Origin of the sequence: Pseudomonas asuensis (assembly GCF_014646755.1) — a bacterium.
GTDB lineage: Bacteria > Pseudomonadota > Gammaproteobacteria > Pseudomonadales > Pseudomonadaceae > Chryseomonas > Chryseomonas asuensis.
On the sequence record NZ_BMNW01000002.1, the window covers coordinates 195,944 to 215,071 of the forward strand.

The following is a 19,128-nucleotide window of genomic DNA, read 5'->3' on the forward strand; positions in this document are numbered from 1 at the left end:
ATAGAGATAAGAAAAGGAGCCGCATGACGGCTCCTTTTACTAGCGCCAACGGCCAGGATTTAAGCGACTTGACCTTCCAACGCAGGTTTTTCGTCTGTACGGCTCTGGCCATTGATAGCGATGCGCTTAGGCTTAGCCTCTTCAGGCACCTCTCGTACCAAATCAATATTGAGCAGACCGTTTTGCAAGCCTGCACCTTTCACCTCGATATAGTCTGCCAGGCGGAAGGACAGCTTGAACGCACGCTGGGCTATACCCTGGTGCAGGTAGGTCACGCTGTCAGCGCTCTTTTCACGGCGACTACTTTTCACCGTTAGCACGCCCCGCTCTACTTCAAGCTCAAGGTCGCCCTCAGTAAGACCAGCGGCCGCAATCACGATGCGATAGCGATCATTGCCATGCTTTTCCACGTTATAGGGTGGATAGGTGCTGCTCGACTCGTTGCGCAGAGTGGATTCAAAAAGATCGTTGAAGCGATCGAATCCAACAGAATGACGAAACAGAGGAGCAAGAGAAAATGCAGTATTCATATGGAAATCTCCTGAAGCATCAGCAAGTTTCAAAGCAGGGCCCAGCTTTCGGCACCCTACTCGATCCCATATAAGGACCGCCCTTTGTTTTTCAAGCGATATGCCCGACAGGCGGTAAAGTCCGCGTTCTATTGATCAATAGGTGCTAAAGTCAGTAGATAAATATGGCTTCGCTGCTTATCGATACATCTTCTTTCAAAGTGGCGTCGGGTTTATGACGATCAGAAGACAGCAAAACACAATAACGAGACATACGTCTCACTTTTCAATCGCTATGAACGCTACCCTTTTAAACACGTGAGTGTGGACGGGTTTGAGCATTGTTTTAATGCGCTGAATTTAAAAGTTGATTCAGTAACGAAATTTTGATCCCCGCCGAGTCTCGCCGTTGTTGTCGAGTTACTGCTCGTAACGGTTGCCCCCATTAAATTGGAAGACGTTTGTAGAACGCCAGCGTACTACAGACGCTAAAGCTGCTGGAAAACCCGTTTCAGACCGTCTGGAAGTCACCCCAGGCGAGGTTCAAGCCGAACAGGTTATTGTTCGTAGCTGATGGGAATTCCGGCAATGTTGAGACTGGTTCAGAGCCTTTGCTCCCGTCTCCCTACCGATTTCGAGATACTTTGATGGCCAAATACAACAATGCTTTACGCCGTACAGAAGAAATTTTCTTTGATGATCGCAAACGCAATGAATTGATCATCATCCCGCACGGTGCTGAAGAAATTACCGAGATTGAAGCGCTTCTGACAAAGCTATCCTGTGCATCCCTGCGGGTGATTCACAAGAATGGGCAGAAGGCAACGTTGATGATTCTTCAGGGCTGGAAGTCCAACCCCGAAAAAATTACTGCCAGTTTTACGCCGGGTGTGATTGATGTACTAGGCCGTGATCTAGAACCCAAGGAGCTACTGGCTCTGGCCATCGAGAAAGCGACCTAACTCTTTTCTTTCACGTACATCGCTACGGCTTAATGCGCATTTGGCTGTTCAAGCCAAATGCTTTGCTACGCCTATACAAAAGCTATTAACGGTCCTGTATTGCCTGTCTGATTAACTGCAGGCGCTTGCTGGCTTGCTGCTCAAGCTGCTGGCGTTTTTCAATCGCCTGCTTTCGTATTCCGTCTTCGTCCAACAGTTCAGTATTCGCATCGACATTAAGCAGCACCGCAGACAGCGCCCCTTGCAGTAAGAGACTGCCCGAGAGTATGTCGCTCTGCACTTTGTCAGATGTAAAGGGAATCCCTTCTTCCGCCAAGCCAAGCAGTTCAACACAGGTTTTTGCTGTGTTCAACGGTACCTGTGTGGCCCCTACCGCAGCACGCTGAACACCAACCTCCCGCTGTCTTATCTGCTCGGGTAGACGAGCTGCCTGCATATAACGCTCAAAGGCTTTTACATCTGCGTCAGCATAAGCACTAAGCGTCTTCATCTGCTTCTCAACGCGCTCAATAAGCTCAGCCCGTGCGGGATCGGCCGATTTGGTTTCGCTGATCCGCAATGCCATCAGTATCAATGCACTTCCCATCGTAGCGGCAACGACTGCTGCTGCCCCGCAACTAGGGGTTGAGCTATCCGCAGCTGTCGCATCACGAAAGGCTTGTAATGTCATGTCCCAGATGCTGCTCATGGCTATCTACCCGCTTCTGTTTGTTCTTATCAGAACAGTTACGCAACGCATACGTTTCCGTCGTTGGTCGATTTGAGAATATATGAAAATTCATATATTCGTTTTCCCATATGTTAGTTATAGTGCGCCCGTTCGATGACGGAGGCTATATGTCCGAATCCCTGACCCCTTCGCTCCTGTTCAAATGCTTGGCTGATGAGACTCGCGCCCGTATGACATTACTGATTCTTCAAGAAGAAGAGTTATGTGTATGTGAGCTTGTCTGTGCGTTGGGCGATATCCAACCAAAGATCTCTCGCCATCTGGCGCAACTGCGACAGTGCGGTTTGCTGTCGGATCGTCGCCAAGGACAGTGGGTGTATTACCACCTCCACCCAACATTACCGGAGTGGGTACAGACCATCCTTAAAAGCACGCTGGAAGCTAATCATGAATGGCTAAAGGCAGATGTAGAACGCCTGCTCAACATGGGTGACCGCCCCAAGCGCAAGGCGCTTTGTTGCTGATCTAAAGCCAATCCTTATCGAGTCCTATACATGCTGATTGCGTTTCTCATCTTTTTGATAACTATCGTTCTGGTGATCTGGCAGCCCAAAGGGTTAGGTGTTGGCTGGAGTGCATCCCTGGGCGCTGTATTGGCCCTTCTGACGGGCGTAGTAAGCCTGAGTGATATTCCGACGGTGTGGCAGATCGTCTGGAATGCTACCGCCACCTTCATCGGCATTATTATTATCAGCCTGCTACTGGATGAAGCAGGCTTTTTCGAATGGGCGGCCTTACACGTGGCTCGCTGGGGTGGCGGTAATGGGCGCAGGCTGTTTGCCTTCATTATCCTGCTGGGTGCTGCAGTGTCCGCCTTGTTTGCCAATGACGGAGCGGCACTGATCCTGACGCCTATCGTGATTGCCATGCTTCTGGCTTTGCGATTTTCGCCAGCGGCTACCCTGGCATTTGTCATGGCGGCTGGATTTATCGCCGATACAGCCAGTCTGCCTCTGGTTGTGTCCAACCTGGTCAATATTGTCTCGGCCGATTATTTCGGCATTGGCTTTGGCGAATACGCAGCCATTATGGCGCCGGTCAATGCCGTTAGTATTCTCGCTACGCTAGTAATGCTGCTCTGGTTTTTCCGTCGTGATATTCCCAAGCGATATGATTTAGCTCAAATCAAGGAGCCGCGAGAAGCCATACGTGACCGTGCCACGTTTATCGCAGGATGGTGGGTGCTAGGGCTATTACTGATTGGTTTCTTTATCATCGAGCCCATGGGTGTACCCATCAGCGCCATCTCTGCTGTCTGTGCCCTGCTCTTGTTCGTGATCGTAGCACGTGGCCATGTGATCAGTACGCAGAAGGTGCTCAAAGATGCGCCGTGGCAGATCGTAGTCTTCTCACTCGGGATGTACCTGGTTGTGTATGGGTTACGCAACGCAGGGTTAACAGACTACGTGACACAAGCATTGAATTATTGCGCCCAGTACGGTGTATGGGGCGCAGCCCTTGGAACCGGGCTGCTAACTGCACTGCTCTCCTCCATCATGAACAACCTCCCAACCGTTCTTATTGGAGCACTTTCAATCCACGACAGCGAAGCTACAGGCGTTGTCCAGCACGCCATGATTTATGCCAATGTCATTGGTAGTGATCTGGGTCCAAAGATTACTCCGATTGGAAGTCTGGCCACCCTGCTCTGGCTGCATGTGCTCGCCCGCAAGAACATCACCATCACTTGGGGCTACTACTTCAAGGTAGGTATCGTGCTTACCTTGCCGGTTCTATTGGCTACTCTTGCCGCGCTTGCTGTGCGGTTAACCCTATAAGCGTCAAGGAGCCTTTATGAAAGTCTTGTTTATGTGCACCCACAATCGCTGCCGCAGCATATTGTCCGAAGCTGTTTTCAATCATTTGGCGCCTGAAGGATTCGAGGCGGTCAGCTCTGGTAGCTATCCGAGCGGGCAAGTCAGTCCGTTAACAATAGAGGTTTTAATAAGGGCTGGTATTACAATACAAGGGCTCTACAGTAAGTCTTCCGATGAGTTTGCTGATGCTCCCCCTGATGTAGTTATTACCGTCTGCGACCGGGCGGCTGGCGAAGCGTGTCCTGCCTATTTTGGTAACGCCTTGAAAGCACATTGGGGAATAGAGGACCCGTCTGCGCTTGAAGGAAGCGAGGCGGATATTCAGCAAGCATTCGAAACAACGCTACAGATTATTGAACAGCGTGTACGAGCCTTCCTGGCCCTGCCGTTTGACCGTCTGAGCGCAGACGAACTCAAAAGCGCTGTTGATGCGCTTGGCAACTGATGAGGAGCCCTTCCCTTGGATAACCTGCCCAACCTGGACTTTTCCCTGGCCGATATTCCGGCAATTGATCGCCTGGACAAGCCGCCGCCGCTGCCCCATAAGCCTAGAATCCTGCTGCTCTATGGGTCTAATCGCGAGCGCTCTTTCAGTCGCCTGCTGACACAGGAAGCCGCCCGCTTACTGGAACACTTCGGTGCTGAGGTGCGGATTTTTAATCCTTCAGGCCTACCCTTGCCTGATGATGCACGCGATACCCATGAGAAAGTCGTTGAACTGCGTGAATTGATGCAATGGTCTGAGGGTCAGGTATGGTGCTCACCTGAGCGACATGGCTCGATAAGCGCTGTTTTCAAAGCACAGATTGACTGGGTTCCGTTAGCTATTGGGGCCGTCCGCCCTACTCAAGGCAAGACGCTTGCCCTATTGCAGGTTTGCGGTGGCTCACAATCTTTTAATGCCGTAAATCAGCTCCGGGTATTAGGACGCTGGATGCGTATGTTTACAATCCCAAACCAGTCCTCCGTGCCCAAGGCTTTTCTGGAGTTCGATGAGGCAGATCGAATGAAACCATCGCCCTACTACGATCGTCTGGTGGATGTCATGGAAGAATTGATGAAATTCACGCTGCTGCTTCGTGGGCGCCAGACGTATCTGGTCGATCGTTACTCAGAACGTAAGGAATCGGCCGAGGCGCTGTCCCAACGCGTCAATCAGCGCTCCCTCTGATCCAGATAGGCCTCGATCTCCTTAACGGTGCTACGTGCCGTTCGGGTAACGCCAATCAACGTTGCCGAGGCCATACCTGTCCATTCGCCGTATCCAACGAGCCACACACGAGGCTCCCTGACGGAGCGGGTTTGATCAACCTCTACCCTTCCATCGGACACAAGGCTTAATGATGCCAGATGCGTTAATGCAGGCCTGAAGCCGGTACACCAGATAACCGCGTCCACTTTCGTTTCACGGCCATCTGCCCAAACTACCCCCTTGCCCGTAAATCGTTCAAAGGGTCGCACCGCTTGTAGAACGCCTCGCGCTCTTGCCTCTTTCACGCTTGGTACCATGACAATATCACCGAGCCTGCCTGCAGGCTCCTCCAAAGCGCGTCCCTCCTGTTGGGCCCGCCAGCGCTCGGTAGCTCGCTCAAACAAGACACGCCCATCCACATCGTCTGGCAAGAACTGGGGTTCCGCCAGCGTAACCCAGCAGGTATCTGCAACCTTGGAAACCTCGGCCAGAATCTGCGCACCTGAATTCCCACCCCCGACAACCAATACCTTTTGGCCCGAAAAAGCGCTGGCATTGACATAGCGCGCAGAGTGTATCTGCTGCCCCTGAAACAGCTCCTGCCCTGGGTAGCACGGCGTGTAGGGATGTCGCCATGTTCCAGTTGCACTGACAACGGCCTGCGCCAGCCATGTCGTTGCGCCTACCTTGACCAGTAAGCCCTCCGCATGTCGCTCTACGGCGTCCACCCACACGGGACGCTCGATAGGCAGCGCATAACGCTGCTCGTAACGGGCGAGGTAAGCCAATACGTGGTCGCGCGAAGGCGTTTCTTCGTCTGTGGCGGGCATGGGCCAGCCAGGGATTGAACTGGAGCTGGCCGGTGAAAAGAGATGTAGAGACTCCCAACCATGCCTCCAGCCTCCCCCCGGGCCAGACTCTGCGTCCAATAGAACAAAGGAGCGAGACGTACGACGCAGGAAATAGGCAACTGCAAGGGCAGACTGCCCTCCGCCTACAATAGCCACATCAATCTGCCGCATAGACCTTTACGCTCCTGCTGAAATTAACGATACATCCCGAGCGCCTGGAGCGCTGCCGCTTCGTCACACCGATCAAACGATAAAGGCAAAACGCAGTCACATCTATAACAGGCTAGGTGCTGATAAGGATCCGCCCAGCCTTGGATTAGAAGGAGTTTACATTCGGCATGACTGGCCTTGATCAACGCGAAGCCGATCCCATACGCTGCGAGAGCGAGCCCATTCATATTCCAGGCGCTATCCAGCCCCATGGTTTTCTGCTCGCCTTCGGGCAAGTCGATATGCGTGTTCAGCATATCAGCGCCAACCTTCCGGTACTGCTGAACTGCGAGGTAGACGCGATACTTGATCAGCCTCTGGCAAATATCTTGAATACCCAAGAGTTCCTGCGTGTTCAAGAAGCGCTTCGGCAGCCTCACTTCGACGAGAGCAATCCACTGCCCATGACAGTGGGGAACCGTGAATATGAAGGTCTGCTGCACCAACATGACGGCCTGATCTTTCTTGAACTGGAACCCATCAGCTCTCCCGTCCAACCTGACAGCATGCTTAACTCGCGCAGGCTGCGACGCTTGCAAAAAGCACGAACCCTGGAAGATCTACAGCAGGTTGTTGTAGAAGAAGTCAGAGCGCTGACCGGTTTTGACCGCGTCGTGGTATATCGCTTTGACGACGAAGGTGACGGCCAGGTTGTGGCAGAAGATCGCCATCCGGAAGTAGATCCCTACCTTGAATTACGTTTTCCGGCTTCTGACATTCCAGCTCAGGCCCGTAAGCTTTATGAGCACAACTGGATTCGCCTGATACCCGATGCTCGGTACGAGCCAGTGCCCCTCGTACCTGCCACGAGAAGCGATACAGGAAAGCCTGTGGATCTCAGCTGTGCAGTATTGCGTAGCGTATCACCAGTGCATCGAGAGTATATCGGCTACCAGGGCTTACGCGCGTCAATGAGCGTGTCGCTCATGCAGGGTGATGCACTGTGGGGGCTGATCAGCTGTGGACATCGAGAGCCTCATTACCTGCCCTATCAAACCCGCGCCGCTTGCCAAACCATCGGCGAGTTAATGTCCTTGCAGATTAATGCGCTCCAGGAAAAGGACGCGCAGCAGCAACGCGAGGCCAAACAAGATCACCTCTCTCGGCTGGTTGATGCAATGCATGAAGCGGATGACGAGGCTCTGATTGGCCTGATGAGCAAGGGTCAGGATCTGTTGGACGTTGCAGATGCCAGCGGTGCGGCCATTCTTGTAGGCCAACATGTACTGACAGTGGGTGACTGCCCTGGCGATCATGAAATCAAAGCCTTGGCCAAATGGGCTGAATCGCAAATGAGCGACAGCGGTGTTTTCCATACGCGCTGCCTGCCTTATGAATTGTCCGAAGCTTCCGCCTATGCTCATCTAGGCAGTGGCCTGATAGCGATTACGCTACCCAAGCCTGTTACCAACATGGTCCTGTGGTTCAGGCCGGAACTGATTAAAACCGTTAAATGGAGTGGTAACCCCAATAAACCACTCGAGGCCGATCCGACAACCGGCCAACTGCGGCCTCATCCGCGTCGTAGTTTTGCTGTCTGGCAAGAGCAGGTACGGGGACGCTCCAAGCGCTGGCTACCAGGAGACATCTACGCGGTAAAAGACCTGCGTCGATCGGCCATAGAAATTGACTTGGCGCTACAGGTTGCCCGTGAGCGCGAGGCAGTGCGTGCCCGCGATGAAATTGTCGCCGTTGTCTCGCATGATCTTCGCAATCCCATGACCATTGTTACCATGCAGGCAGGCATCATGCAGCGCATGGTGGTGGGCGATCAGCGTGAGTCATCCAAACGGTTACTGTCGGCAATCAATATCATTCAGACCGTTGCTACGCGTATGAACAGCATGATTGGCGACCTTCTGGACCTGTCCAAGATCGAATCAGGCCGTTTCCAGATCTCACCTCAGCTCCATGATGCATCAAGTCTGGTTCATCAGGCAGCGCAGCTATTGCATACATTGGCCGAGACCAAGTCCATCCAGCTCACCACTCATGCTGAGGAAGGCGTCGTGCTTTACGCAGATGCCGAACGGCTCTTTCAAGTGCTCTCGAACCTGATCAGCAATGGCGTCAAGTTTACCCCTGCGGGTGGCAGCATCGAAGTGTCCATAACGCGCGAAAACGATCATGCCTGTTTTTCTATCAAGGACAGTGGCGTAGGGATTTCAAGCGAAGCGCTCGAGCATATCTTTGATCGCTACTGGCACGTCAAGACAGGCAACCCAACAGGTACCGGGCTGGGTCTGTTTATCAGCAAGGGGATCGTAGAGGCACATGGAGGTCGGATCTGGGCTGTTAGCGGTCCAGGTCAAGGCAGTACATTTCACTTTACACTGCCATTAGCAAATCCGTCTCAGGAGCCAGCCGCCAACTGATGCATCTGCCCGTCAAAAAACCTTTACAGCACGTGCCATATGAAGTGGGTTTTAGAGGGCCTGTCAGAAAAATGTGACACTTTCTCTAGGGTCACTCGCATCCCTTCTCTTATCCAGGGTTGTTACCCGTTCTTTCTTGAGTTCAGATAACTGCACTGGAAAGGACACTCCTGTTACCACGTCTGGTACGTCCGCTCCGTCACATACAACAATAAAAGGTGACGCATGATCCTGACTGTAGACTGCCTGCTCCTACGCCCTGAGCCGGGCTTGATTAACCATGCCTATCACGCGTGTATTACCCAAAAGAGTGCTTCAACCGATAAAAGGCGGAGCACCTGCGATATTTTTACCTAGTTTGGCCTTCGCATAGACACGCTTCACACCGCACAATAACAATACCTTGCGTGAGGACGTTTAAATGGTTGGTCGTAACACCCAGTCGGGTACACTCAAACGTGGCCTGAAAAATCGCCATATCCAATTGATAGCCCTGGGCGGTGCTATTGGTACTGGTTTATTTCTTGGCTCGGCAGGCGTCATTCAGTCGGCCGGTCCCTCAATGATCCTAGGCTATGCGCTGGCTGGATTCATCGCTTTTCTCATCATGCGCCAACTGGGCGAGATGATTGTTGAAGAACCTGTGGCGGGCTCGTTCAGCCACTTTGCTCACAAGTACTGGGGAGGTTTTGCCGGTTTTCTTTCGGGCTGGAACTGCTGGGTACTTTACATTCTGGTAGGCATGTCCGAGCTGACCGCTGTCGGCAAATACATTCATTACTGGTGGCCGGAGATTCCCACCTGGGTCAGTGCTGCTGTCTTCTTCCTGCTAGTCAATGCCATCAACCTAGCCAATGTAAAAATGTTTGGCGAGGCTGAATTCTGGTTTGCGATCATTAAGGTTGTCGCCATTATTGGCATGATCCTGTTGGGTACTTACCTGCTCATCGGCGGCAGTGATCCGCAGGCTTCTGTTAGCAACCTATGGTCACATGGCGGCTTCTTCCCCCATGGTGTTCAGGGGCTGGTCATGTCCATGGCCATCATCATGTTTTCGTTTGGCGGCCTGGAAATGCTTGGCTTTACGGCTGCTGAGGCTTCGGAACCCAAGAAGGTTATTCCCAAAGCGATTAACCAAGTGATCTACCGTATCCTGATTTTCTACGTTGGAGCACTTGTCATCCTGCTGTCCCTCAAGCCTTGGGACTCGCTGGTACAAACGCTGACTGCCTCCGGTGATGCGTACAGTGGCAGCCCCTTCGTACAGATCTTTTCATTGATCGGGAGTGATGCAGCGGCTCACATCCTGAACTTCGTGGTGCTGACAGCAGCGCTGTCCGTCTATAACAGTGGCTGCTACTGTAATGGGCGTATGTTGCTGGGTCTTGCCGAGCAGGGCGACGCACCTCGCTTCCTGGCAAAGGTCGATCAACGCGGCGTACCCGTAAGGGCCCTCCTGTTCTCGGCAGCGATTACCTTCCTGGCCGTAATCGTGAACTACCTGATGCCAAAGCAGGCACTTGAACTACTGATGTCGCTCGTTGTGGCAACGCTAGTAATCAACTGGGCAATGATCAGTCTGGCGCATCTGAAATTCCGCGCTCAGATGAAGCACATGGGGGTTAGCACGGCGTTTAAAGCATTCTGGTATCCCTACGGCAACTATCTGTGCCTGGCATTTGTTGTGTTTATCCTTGGCACAATGCTTCTGATCCCTGGAATCAATATTTCGGTTTATGCCATACCGATATGGCTGATCGTCATGGTTGCCTGCTATCGCCTCAAGCGTAAGCCGAATGCCGATACGGCAGCGTCACCTCTTGCAGCCTCCTCGGCTGATTAAGCGCCAACCCTGGACCCTTACGGGTCCAGGACTCCCTCGTCTGCATCAACTTTTCCATCTCGCCGTAGCCTAATACTTGGATCTTAGTATTCAACATGGGAGAAAGGGCGATGGACTTAGGCATCTCGGGACGTTGGGCCGTAGTATGTGCTGCCAGCAAAGGGCTAGGTAAAGGTTGCGCCAGTGCACTGGCTCAGGAAGGTGTTAATCTGGTTGTCAACGCACGCGGCGTTGAAGCACTGGAAGAAACGGCAGCCTATCTACGCTCGCTCAATCCGATGATTGAGGTCCGCTGTGTCGCGGGCGACATCAGTCATGAAAATATCCGTCAGGCGGTTGTATCTGCCTGCCCCCACGTCGACATCCTCATAAACAACGCAGGCGGGCCGCCGCCAGGTGACTTTCGCGATTGGACTCGGGATGACTGGCTGAGCGCGGTCGAAACCAACATGCTGACACCCATCGAACTCATCAAGACTACTGTCGATGGTATGGCAGCCCGTGGGTTTGGTCGGATCGTGAATATTACGTCATCAGCCGTCAAAGCCCCGATCGACATCCTGGGTTTATCCAACGGTGCCCGTAGCGGCCTGACGGGTTTTGTAGCCGGACTGGCGCGTCAGGCGCGTCTGACAGAGCGCAACGTAACAATCAACAATCTCTTGCCAGGCTCATTTGACACGGATCGCTTGCAAAAGACCTTGCAGCGCTCCGCCCAGGTTGCTGGCATAGAGGTGTCAGACATTGCTCAACAGCGACTACAGACGATACCGGCACGCCGCTTTGGAACGGCAGAGGAATTTGGCGCCGTGTGCGCCTTCTTATGCAGCCAGCACGCCAGTTACATGACAGGCCAGAATGTGCTGCTCGATGGCGGGCAATATCAAGGTACGTTTTAAAAAGAAATGCCGGCGTCTGGCCGGCATCTCCGTTACCGAGACACCTCTGCAATGGCACGCGCTAATTCATCGAGCCGGTTCTCATCCAGCCCGGCGACGTTGGCCCGACCGCTACTGACAAGATAAACGCTATAACGCTCTTTAAGCGCTGCGACCTGCTCTGGTGTAAGGCCTGTATACGAGAACATGCCACGCTGCTCGGCAATGTGCGCAAAGCGCTCGTTCAAGCCAAAGGGGATCAGCGCCTCGACCAGCCCTTTACGCAGACTCATGATGCGATTACGCATGGCCTCCACCTCATCCTGCCATACTGTACGCAGTGAGGTGCTTCCCAAGATCTCCGCCACGACAGCCGCACCATGGGAAGGTGGTGTCGACCACAGATTACGCGCAATTGAGGCCAGCTGGCTGCGCACAGCCAATAGACGGTCTGCATTTTCTGCGATAACGATTAACCCACCGGTACGTTCTCGATAGAGACCAAAGTTCTTCGAGCAGGAGCTGGTAATCAAAAGCTCCGGCAGCGCTTGAGCGAACAGCCTGACTGCCCAGGCATCCTCCTCCAGCCCGTCACCAAAGCCTTGGTAGGCAAAGTCGAACAACGGCAGTAGCTCACGCTCCTTCACAACATCCAGCACCTGCTGCCAATCAGAGCGGCTTAGGTCAAAACCGGTCGGATTGTGGCAGCAGGCATGCAGCAAGATGACATCGCCACGGGGAATCTGCCGCATCGCCTGAAGCATGCCGGCTACATCGAGACGATTATCGGCTCCTACATAAGGATAGTGACTGATTGAAAGCCCGGCGGCCTGGAACAGCGTCTCGTGAATCGGCCACGTCGGCTGACTCAACCAGATCCCCTTGCCCGGCAGACACTGCGCAATGAACTCCCCCGTCAATCGGAGGGCCCCTGTTCCTCCGGCCGTTTGGGTGCACCCTGCTCGCTTGTCATCAATCACGGGACTGTGTGCTCCCAAGACGAGATGCAGCAGGTAGGTCCCAAAACTCACATCACCGTGACCACCGATATAACTCTTGGTCTGCTCACTGCCAATCAGTGCCTGCTCCGCCAGCTTGACAGCCTTGGGAATAGGCGTAAGACCTTGCTGGTCTTTGTACACACCCACGCCTAGGTCCAGCTTGGCAGGATTGGGATCAGCCCGGAACGCTTCCAACAGCCCCATAATAGGGTCGCCGGCTACCCAGTCGACCCTGTTGAAATGGCTCACTTCCGGCCCTCCGCAGTAGCCGCGACGTCATCAGTGCGGGCTGCCATGATGAAATCGTTACGATGAAGCCCCTTGATCGAGTGGCTCCACCAGGTCACCGTTACCTTGCCCCATTCCGTTAGAAGACCGGGATGATGCCCTTCTTCTTCGGCAATAGCGCCAACAGCGTTGGTAAACGCCAGGGCATAACGGAAATTCTTGAACCGAAACACCCTCTCCAGCTGCATGATTCCGTCACGCACTTCAATGTTCCAGTCGGGAATCTGCCGGATCAGCTCAGCCAGCTCTTCTTCACTGACTTTAGGAGCATCAGCGCTGCAAGCCTCACAGTGGCCTTGTTTCAATGCAGTAGCAGTCATGTGTTCTCCTTATTGGTATCAGGCTGCTTTAGGCGGAAAGCGGGGTTTATGGAGCCCAAGCTGCATGGCTTCATGGACCATCCCCATGATGTCTTCATGAGCGACCTGGAACAATCGCTTGAGTTCGGGCAATACGAAATAGACCGGTTGCAGGATATCGATTCGATACGGGGTGCGCATGGCTTCAATCGGATCGAACGGCAGATGCTCCGGCTCGGCGGAAAGCGAATACACCGTTTCCTTGGGGGATGACAGGATACCGCCCCCGTAAATCTTGCGGCCCACAGGAGTATCTACCAGTCCGAACTCAATGGTCATCCAGTACAGACGCGCCAGAAAGATACGCTGCTCCTTGGAGGCAGCCAGTCCCAGTTTGCCGTAGGTATGGGTAAATTCGGCAAACCAGGGATTGGTCAGCAGCGGGCAGTGGCCAAAAATTTCATGAAAGATGTCGGGCTCCTGCAAGTAGTCCAACTCTTCTCGGGTACGTATAAACGTGGCGACTGGAAACTGCTTGCTGGCCAACAAGGCGAAAAACGTCTCGAAGGGGATCAGCGCGGGTACTTGTGCCACGCGCCAGCCAGTGGTGTGCTCAAGTACGCGATTTACTTCGGACAACTGCGGGATACGGTCCATCGGCAGGTCAAGCTGAGTGATTCCATCCAGGTACTCCTGGCAGGCCTTACCTTCGATCACCTTGAGTTGTCGGGTGATCAGCGTGTTCCATACCCCGTGCTCGTCGTCCGAGTAATGGATAAAACCGGATTCATCCGGTTTTCTCGCCACGTACTGCGTGCCTTTCATATAGCCTCCTTGACGGCCACTGCCGCTGGGTCTTGTTGTATGGCTTTAGCAATAACGCCTCAAAGACCTTTCTGTATCGCAGAATCACGTGAAAAGAGCTTCTTTGACAGAAGAGTGCTGTAAGAAAATCTTTACGGCGGGCTGTAATCGAGCCGATAAAGCCCACGTGGATCGCTTGATAAGTATCGTTATTGGCACATATTCTTGACAGGCAATTTAAAGCTAACTGAAAAAGTTGGCTGTAACGCCCGCCATAATCACAACAATGGGCCTGCTCAATGCGTATCAAAGTGCTATGTCAGAATCGCGTAGGCATTCTGCGCGACATGCTCAACCTACTGGCCGACTATGGGATCAACGTAGCCCGTGGCGAAGTCGGCGGTGACCAGGGCAATACGGTCTATCTGTATTGTCCCAACCTGATCAACCTGCAGTTCCAGGCACTACGGCCAAAGCTTGCGGCCATCTCCGGGGTGTTTGATATCTGGCGCATCAGCCTCATGCCCAGCGAACGCCGTCATCTGGAGCTGAATACCCTACTTGGCGCGCTAGAGTTTCCGGTACTGTCGATCGACATGGCAGGCCACATCGTAGCGGCCAACCGCGCAGCAGCACAGTTGCTGGGCGCTCGGGTGGATGAAGTCCCCGGCATGGCGCTTTCCAAATACGTAGATGAGCTGGACCTGCCTGAACTGGTTCGCGCCAACAAATCCCGACTCAATGGATTGCGTATCCAGATCAAGGGCGACGTTTTTCTGGCCGATATTACGCCTCTGCAAACCGGGCACGACGATAGCGAAGCGCTGGCAGGCGCCGTGCTGACCTTGCATCGTGCCGATCAAGTGGGCGAGCGTATCTATCAGGTCCGCAAGCAGGAGCTGCGAGGGTTCGACAGTATTTTCCAAAGCTCTAAATCTATGGCGGCTGTGGTTCGGGAAGCGCGACGCATGGCACCACTCGATGCCCCGCTCCTGATCACTGGCGAAACCGGCACTGGCAAGGAGCTGCTCGCACGCGCCTGTCACCTGGCAAGCCCACGCGGACAAGCGCCCTTCATGGTGCTTAATTGTGCGGGCCTGCCTGAGTCCATGGCAGAAACCGAGCTATTTGGTTACAGCGCAGGTGCCTTTGATGGCGCGCGCCCGGAAGGCAAGCTTGGGCTCCTGGAGCTTACTGCTGGCGGCACCCTGTTTCTGGACGAGGTGGGCGAAATGAGCCTGCGCCTGCAAGCCAAGCTGGTTCGGTTTCTTCAAGACGGAGTGTTTCGCCGGGTGGGTAGCGATCAAGAAGTCTATCTGGATGTCCGCGTTATCTGCGCAACCCAGCAAGATCTCTCAGACTTATGTATGCAAGGTGAATTTCGCCAGGACCTCTATCACCGTCTCAATGTGCTTTCACTGCACATTCCGCCTCTGCGTGAATGTCTGGATGGGCTGGAGCCGCTGGTTGAGCATTTCCTGGATCAGGCCAGCCGACAGATTGGCTGTTCTTTCAAGCCCCTGGCGCCCGCCGCGCTTGAACGACTGCGTCATTACCCGTGGCCCGGCAATGTTCGCCAGTTGGAAAACGCACTTTTTCAGGCCGTTTCCCTGGCAGAAGGTAAAGTGGTGAAACCCGAGCACATCCGCCTACCCGATTACGGTACGCCACAGCCTCTGGGGCACTTCACGCTTGAGGGCACTCTCGACCAGATTGTTGGCCGATTCGAAAAGGCTGTGCTGGAGCAGTTGATTGCCCAACATCCCAGCAGTCGGCTACTGGGTAAGCGACTTGGTGTCTCCCATACCACAATTGCCAACAAGCTGAAGTTGTATGGCATTGGTCAGCATGCTAGTTCCTGCGGGTAGCCTCTTAGGCTGCCTTACGAGCACGCAGAAACTCATTCCAGGGACGTACTAGGTAGTTGTGTTCATCCATGACGGCATTCCAGACGCTTATGTGCCTCATGCGCTGCGCATAAGAGCCCCCTTTCCCGCGCTTACTAGCTAGAGGTGTTTAGTTATGGGTCCGCTAGCGCAATCGGTTCAACCTATTTAAATCATTTATTATCAATAGCTTAAGTAAAGAATTTAATTCTATATCTAACATTAAGATGAAAGGTAAAAATACCCACTCAGAGAGAGATTCACCAACTTCATAATCAGAAAATTCTAGAAAAATGTCTTTTTATATCAGTATCTTAAAATTTATTTTTAAGGCTAAACATTAAGTTCATATTTAGTTTTTCATCCAGAGATAACAGTACCGTGACTTAAAAATAAATCAGCGTGCGGACTCTCCAAGGCGAACTTGAGGCGCTTGTGATTCAGCGCCACAAATATCGATTAGCTGTGGTTGGAATTCTGGGTTGTTTACTGGGAGTCAATCTCATGTTGGCTGCTCTACCCCAAAGCAGATTTGTAGGCTGCCGCCTGGTACAACAGCCCTATCGGGCTCGGTATGAACCGGCATAACAACGCCTGACAGTGAGGCGCAAGCGTTGCTTTTTAGTCTGTAAAAAGAAGGGCAACAGATACAGCAAGTGATCTACATCACCTGCTGTCTGTACAGGTTCGCAAGGTCAAAGAGCGCAGAAAGCCACCTTAGGTGATAGCACCGATGTGCCATGGCACAAATTCGTTTTGCCCATACCCATGCTGCTCACTCTTGCTTCGCTCGCCTGAGGCAATCCGCAGCATTTGCTCGAAGATTTGCGCCCCGGAGGCCTCGATAGTTAGCGAACCTGTGGCAATCTCACCACAGTTGATATCCATGTCTTCTTCCTGGCGTTGCCAGAGCGCATTATTGGTAGACAGTTTGATTGATGGTGCTGGCGCACAGCCGTATGCCGAACCTCGCCCTGTGGTAAAAGCAATGAGGTTTGCTCCTCCGGCCACTTGCCCGGTGGCGGAAACCGGGTCATAGCCAGGAGTATCCATAAATACGAGGCCATGTGCCCTCACCGGCTCGGCGTATTCATAGACAGCCATAAGATTGGTAGAACCCGCTTTTGCCACAGCGCCAAGCGACTTTTCCAGAATGGTCGTAAGGCCGCCTGCCTTATTGCCTGCAGAGGGGTTATTATTCATCTCCGCCCCCATGCGCTGGCAATACTCCTCCCACCAGTGAATACGCTCAATGAGCTTTTCACCTACCTCGCGGCTCGCGGCGCGTCGGGTCAGCAGGTGCTCTGCACCGTAGATTTCTGGTGTTTCAGACAGGATGGCCGTCCCGCCGCACGCTACCAATCGGTCTACAGCGTTGCCCAGCGCCGGATTAGCTGTAATGCCGGAATAGCCGTCCGAGCCACCACACTGCAAACCCACGACCAAATGACTGGCGCTGACAGGCTGACGCTCGATGCGATTGGCTTCGCTCAGGAGCTCCTTCACATAGGCGATACCCTTGGCTACAGTCTTGGCCGTACCGCCGGTATCCTGAATGGTGAAGGTACGTAATGTTTCAGTAGCGTCCAGCCCCTGCGCGGCCATCATGCCTTCGATCTGGTTGGTTTCACAGCCCAGTCCGATCACCATTACAGCGGCAAAATTCGGGTGGATCGCATAGCCACCAAGGGTACGTCTTAAAAGTGCCAGAGGCTCCCCCGCAGAGTCCACTGCGCAGCCGGAGCTATGGGTAAGCGCTACGACACCATCCACATTGGGATAAGGTGCGAGAGCCGCCGGGTTGATATCGCGTCGAAAGTAGTCAGCCACCGCACGGGCAACCGTGGCAGAGCAATTTACCGATGTCAGGATGCCGATGTAATTGCGTGTCGCAACGCGGCCATCCGGCCGGACGATGCCCTGAAAGGTCGGCCCTTCGATACGCGGTGCTGGTGTTAAAGCGTCCTCTCCAAACGCATAATCCCGCGCGAATTCACCCATCGCCAGATTATGCACATGAACATGCTCACCCGGCATGATCGGCGCAGTAGCAAACCCGATAATTTGCCCGTAACGACGTACTGGCTGCCCTGCATCGAGCTGTCGCACTGCGAGCTTGTGCCCCGCGGGAATAGCTTGACTAAGGGTAACGTTTTCCTCCGGTATCTCCAGGCCTGCCGGCAAAGACTGTAAGGCCACCAGGACATCATCCAGCGGGTTGAGGCGAATCATGGCTTTGGCGGTATCGATTCCGCCTGTTTTTGTTATGAGTTCCATGGCGTTCTCACGGTATTGTCAGTGTCATAGCAATTGGCGTACAGCCAGCTCTACTCCGCGCAGCTCCGCCAGCCCTTTAAGCCGGCCAATCAGTGAATAGCCGGGATTGGTACGGCGGTGTTGATCATCCAATAATTGATGTCCATGATCGGGCCGCAGCGGCAGTCGAGGGCCGCCTTCACGCTCACGTCGTTGCTCCTCCAGAACCAGCTCTCGGATCACACCGACCATGTCGGCGTCGCCCATTAGGTGGTGGGCCTCGTGAAAACTGCGCGGATCAGCTTCACGCTTTACAGAGCGCAGATGGGTAAAGTAGATCTGTGGGGCAAATTGCCGAGCCATTGCGACCAGATCGTTATCGGCACGCACCCCGTAGGAGCCGGTACAAAAGGTTAAGCCGTTGGCCGGGCTGGGCGCCGCATCAAGAAGCCATTGAGCATCCTGGCTGGTGGATACGATACGAGGCAGCCCCAGGAGCGGGCGCGGCGGATCATCCGGATGGATAGCCATACGGACACCCACCTCTTCCGCCACGGGTACAATAGCGCGCAGGAAGTAGCCCAGGTTTTCGCGTAGCCGCTCCGCATCGATGTCCGCATAGGTAGCGAGCAACCCTTTGAAGTCATCGAGGCTGTAATGCGCTTCAGAGCCCGGCAAACCTGCGATCAGGGTCGCTACCAACGTATCGCGCCGGGCGTCGTCCAGGTTCTCGAAGAGAACACGGGCGCGTTGAATATCATCTTCGGTATAGTCTGCTTCGGCGCCGTCACGCTTCAGGATAAACAGATCGAACGCAGCAAAGGCGTCCTGATCAAAACGCAGTGCCCAGCCACCGTCCTCAAGCGGCCAGGCCAAATCCGTACGAGTCCAGTCCAGAATAGGCATGAAGTTATAGCAGACGATATCGATACCGCAGGCGGCAAGGTTTCGCAGGCTCTGCTGGTAGTTCGCAATGTAATCGTCACGGCGAGCGCAGCCGCGCTTGATATCCTCATGGACAGGAATGCTTTCCACCACAGACCACGTCAGCCCTGCCGCCTCGATCATTGCCTTGCGCTCGGCAATTGCCTCTACCGTCCAGACTTCACCATTAGGCACTTGATGCAAGGCAGTAACAATACCGGTCGCGCCGGTCTGGCGGATGTCGCTCAGGCTGATAGGGTCATTCGGGCCAAACCAGCGCCAGGTATGCTCCATAATTCGCTC

The 19,128-nt window shown here is 53.8% G+C and carries 17 protein-coding genes and 1 pseudogene; 9 read left to right on the forward strand and 9 right to left on the reverse strand.

The features are described from left to right. Nucleotides 1–59: 59 nt before the first annotated feature. Nucleotides 60–530 carry an Hsp20 family protein gene (locus tag IEX86_RS04705; RefSeq protein WP_188864971.1) on the reverse strand — a complete coding sequence of 157 codons (471 nt, stop codon included), beginning with the start codon at nt 528–530 and terminating at the stop codon, nt 60–62. 626 nt (nt 531–1,156) lie between these two features. On the opposite strand from IEX86_RS04705, the gene IEX86_RS04710 reads away from it, so the two are divergent. Beyond that, nucleotides 1,157–1,471: a hypothetical protein gene (locus tag IEX86_RS04710; RefSeq protein ID WP_188864972.1), complete on the forward strand. Its 315-nt coding sequence runs from the start codon at nt 1,157–1,159 to the stop codon at nt 1,469–1,471. 85 nt (nt 1,472–1,556) lie between these two features. Here IEX86_RS04710 and IEX86_RS04715 read toward each other — a convergent pair whose 3' ends face one another. Continuing rightward, on the reverse strand, nt 1,557–2,159 hold the full coding sequence (locus tag IEX86_RS04715) for a cyclodeaminase/cyclohydrolase family protein (RefSeq protein WP_188864973.1): 603 nt from the start codon (nt 2,157–2,159) through the stop codon (nt 1,557–1,559). A gap of 149 nt (nt 2,160–2,308) precedes the next feature. Between IEX86_RS04715 and IEX86_RS04720 the strand changes: the two genes are divergently transcribed. The 4 genes from IEX86_RS04720 to arsH are packed head-to-tail and all read left to right on the forward strand — an operon-like array spanning nt 2,309 to nt 5,189. After that, entirely contained in the window at nt 2,309–2,665 is a 357-nt protein-coding gene (locus IEX86_RS04720) for a metalloregulator ArsR/SmtB family transcription factor (RefSeq protein ID WP_188864974.1), read from the forward strand. Between the two features lie 30 nt (nt 2,666–2,695). After that, complete coding sequence (locus IEX86_RS04725; RefSeq protein WP_188864975.1) at nt 2,696–3,979, forward strand: arsenic transporter; 1,284 nt, start codon at nt 2,696–2,698, stop codon at nt 3,977–3,979. Nucleotides 3,980–3,995: 16 nt separating this feature from the next. Beyond that, nucleotides 3,996–4,463: an arsenate reductase ArsC gene (locus IEX86_RS04730; RefSeq protein WP_188864976.1), complete on the forward strand. Its 468-nt coding sequence runs from the start codon at nt 3,996–3,998 to the stop codon at nt 4,461–4,463. Between the two features lie 15 nt (nt 4,464–4,478). Beyond that, a complete protein-coding gene (gene arsH, locus IEX86_RS04735; RefSeq protein ID WP_373290391.1) occupies nt 4,479–5,189 on the forward strand; it encodes an arsenical resistance protein ArsH in 711 nt (236 codons plus the stop codon). Here arsH and IEX86_RS04740 read toward each other — a convergent pair. Further along, the gene (locus IEX86_RS04740) at nt 5,174–6,232 is read right to left on the reverse strand and encodes an ArsO family NAD(P)H-dependent flavin-containing monooxygenase (RefSeq protein ID WP_188864977.1); all 1,059 of its coding nucleotides are present in this window, start codon (nt 6,230–6,232) and stop codon (nt 5,174–5,176) included. The two genes, arsH and IEX86_RS04740, sit on opposite strands and share 16 nt — an antisense overlap. Before the next feature lie 167 nt (nt 6,233–6,399). Between IEX86_RS04740 and IEX86_RS04745 the strand changes: the two genes are divergently transcribed. The 3 genes from IEX86_RS04745 to IEX86_RS04755 all read left to right on the forward strand — a co-directional run bounded on the left by IEX86_RS04745 (nt 6,400) and on the right by IEX86_RS04755 (nt 11,388). Next, nucleotides 6,400–8,646, forward strand: coding sequence for an ATP-binding protein (locus IEX86_RS04745; RefSeq protein ID WP_188864978.1), 2,247 nt, complete (start codon nt 6,400–6,402; stop codon nt 8,644–8,646). Nucleotides 8,647–9,067: 421 nt separating this feature from the next. Beyond that, on the forward strand, nt 9,068–10,489 hold the full coding sequence (locus IEX86_RS04750; RefSeq protein ID WP_188864979.1) for an amino acid permease: 1,422 nt from the start codon (nt 9,068–9,070) through the stop codon (nt 10,487–10,489). 110 nt (nt 10,490–10,599) lie between these two features. Beyond that, nucleotides 10,600–11,388 (forward strand): SDR family oxidoreductase, encoded by a 789-nt coding sequence (locus IEX86_RS04755; protein ID WP_188864980.1) that lies wholly within the window; start codon nt 10,600–10,602, stop codon nt 11,386–11,388. A 32-nt stretch (nt 11,389–11,420) separates the two neighbouring features. On the opposite strand, the gene IEX86_RS04760 is transcribed toward IEX86_RS04755, so the two are convergent. From IEX86_RS04760 to phhA, 3 genes are read right to left on the reverse strand one after another with little or no spacing between them, the layout of a single operon-like run. Next, nucleotides 11,421–12,617, reverse strand: a complete 1,197-nt coding sequence (locus tag IEX86_RS04760) for an amino acid aminotransferase (protein WP_188864981.1) — start codon at nt 12,615–12,617, stop codon at nt 11,421–11,423. Then, a complete protein-coding gene (locus IEX86_RS04765; RefSeq protein WP_188864982.1) occupies nt 12,614–12,976 on the reverse strand; it encodes a 4a-hydroxytetrahydrobiopterin dehydratase in 363 nt (120 codons plus the stop codon). The genes IEX86_RS04760 and IEX86_RS04765 overlap by 4 nt, the downstream gene beginning before the upstream one ends. 18 nt (nt 12,977–12,994) lie before the next feature. Then, entirely contained in the window at nt 12,995–13,780 is a 786-nt protein-coding gene (gene phhA, locus IEX86_RS04770) for a phenylalanine 4-monooxygenase (protein WP_188864983.1), read from the reverse strand. Between the two features lie 278 nt (nt 13,781–14,058). On the opposite strand from phhA, the gene IEX86_RS04775 reads away from it, so the two are divergent. Further along, nucleotides 14,059–15,627 carry a sigma-54-dependent transcriptional regulator gene (locus IEX86_RS04775; protein WP_188864984.1) on the forward strand — a complete coding sequence of 523 codons (1,569 nt, stop codon included), beginning with the start codon at nt 14,059–14,061 and terminating at the stop codon, nt 15,625–15,627. A 4-nt stretch (nt 15,628–15,631) separates the two neighbouring features. Here IEX86_RS04775 and IEX86_RS24950 read toward each other — a convergent pair. The 3 genes and pseudogenes from IEX86_RS24950 to uxuA form a co-directional block, all read right to left on the reverse strand. Then, nucleotides 15,632–15,748: pseudogene (locus IEX86_RS24950) on the reverse strand (spermidine/putrescine ABC transporter substrate-binding protein); the annotation flags it as partial. 614 nt (nt 15,749–16,362) lie between these two features. Further along, entirely contained in the window at nt 16,363–17,922 is a 1,560-nt protein-coding gene (locus tag IEX86_RS04780) for a UxaA family hydrolase (protein WP_188864985.1), read from the reverse strand. A 24-nt stretch (nt 17,923–17,946) separates the two neighbouring features. Continuing rightward, nucleotides 17,947–19,119, reverse strand: a complete 1,173-nt coding sequence (gene uxuA / locus IEX86_RS04785) for a mannonate dehydratase (protein ID WP_188864986.1) — start codon at nt 19,117–19,119, stop codon at nt 17,947–17,949. Nucleotides 19,120–19,128: the final 9 nt, after the last annotated feature.

Excerpts from the sequence above, each read along its gene's own strand:
- IEX86_RS04705 (WP_188864971.1), bottom strand. The coding sequence starts at position 530 with ATGAATACTGCATTTTCTCTTGCTCCTCTGTTTCGTCATTCTGTTGGA.
- IEX86_RS04710 (WP_188864972.1), top strand. The coding sequence starts at position 1,157 with ATGGCCAAATACAACAATGCTTTACGCCGTACAGAAGAAATTTTCTTT.
- IEX86_RS04715 (WP_188864973.1), bottom strand. The coding sequence starts at position 2,159 with ATGAGCAGCATCTGGGACATGACATTACAAGCCTTTCGTGATGCGACA.
- IEX86_RS04720 (WP_188864974.1), top strand. The coding sequence starts at position 2,309 with ATGTCCGAATCCCTGACCCCTTCGCTCCTGTTCAAATGCTTGGCTGAT.
- IEX86_RS04725 (WP_188864975.1), top strand. The coding sequence starts at position 2,696 with ATGCTGATTGCGTTTCTCATCTTTTTGATAACTATCGTTCTGGTGATC.
- IEX86_RS04730 (WP_188864976.1), top strand. The coding sequence starts at position 3,996 with ATGAAAGTCTTGTTTATGTGCACCCACAATCGCTGCCGCAGCATATTG.
- IEX86_RS04740 (WP_188864977.1), bottom strand. The coding sequence starts at position 6,232 with ATGCGGCAGATTGATGTGGCTATTGTAGGCGGAGGGCAGTCTGCCCTT.
- IEX86_RS04745 (WP_188864978.1), top strand. The coding sequence starts at position 6,400 with ATGACTGGCCTTGATCAACGCGAAGCCGATCCCATACGCTGCGAGAGC.
- IEX86_RS04750 (WP_188864979.1), top strand. The coding sequence starts at position 9,068 with ATGGTTGGTCGTAACACCCAGTCGGGTACACTCAAACGTGGCCTGAAA.
- IEX86_RS04755 (WP_188864980.1), top strand. The coding sequence starts at position 10,600 with ATGGACTTAGGCATCTCGGGACGTTGGGCCGTAGTATGTGCTGCCAGC.
- IEX86_RS04765 (WP_188864982.1), bottom strand. The coding sequence starts at position 12,976 with ATGACTGCTACTGCATTGAAACAAGGCCACTGTGAGGCTTGCAGCGCT.
- phhA (WP_188864983.1), bottom strand. The coding sequence starts at position 13,780 with ATGAAAGGCACGCAGTACGTGGCGAGAAAACCGGATGAATCCGGTTTT.
- IEX86_RS04775 (WP_188864984.1), top strand. The coding sequence starts at position 14,059 with ATGCGTATCAAAGTGCTATGTCAGAATCGCGTAGGCATTCTGCGCGAC.
- IEX86_RS04780 (WP_188864985.1), bottom strand. The coding sequence starts at position 17,922 with ATGGAACTCATAACAAAAACAGGCGGAATCGATACCGCCAAAGCCATG.
- uxuA (WP_188864986.1), bottom strand. The coding sequence starts at position 19,119 with ATGGAGCATACCTGGCGCTGGTTTGGCCCGAATGACCCTATCAGCCTG.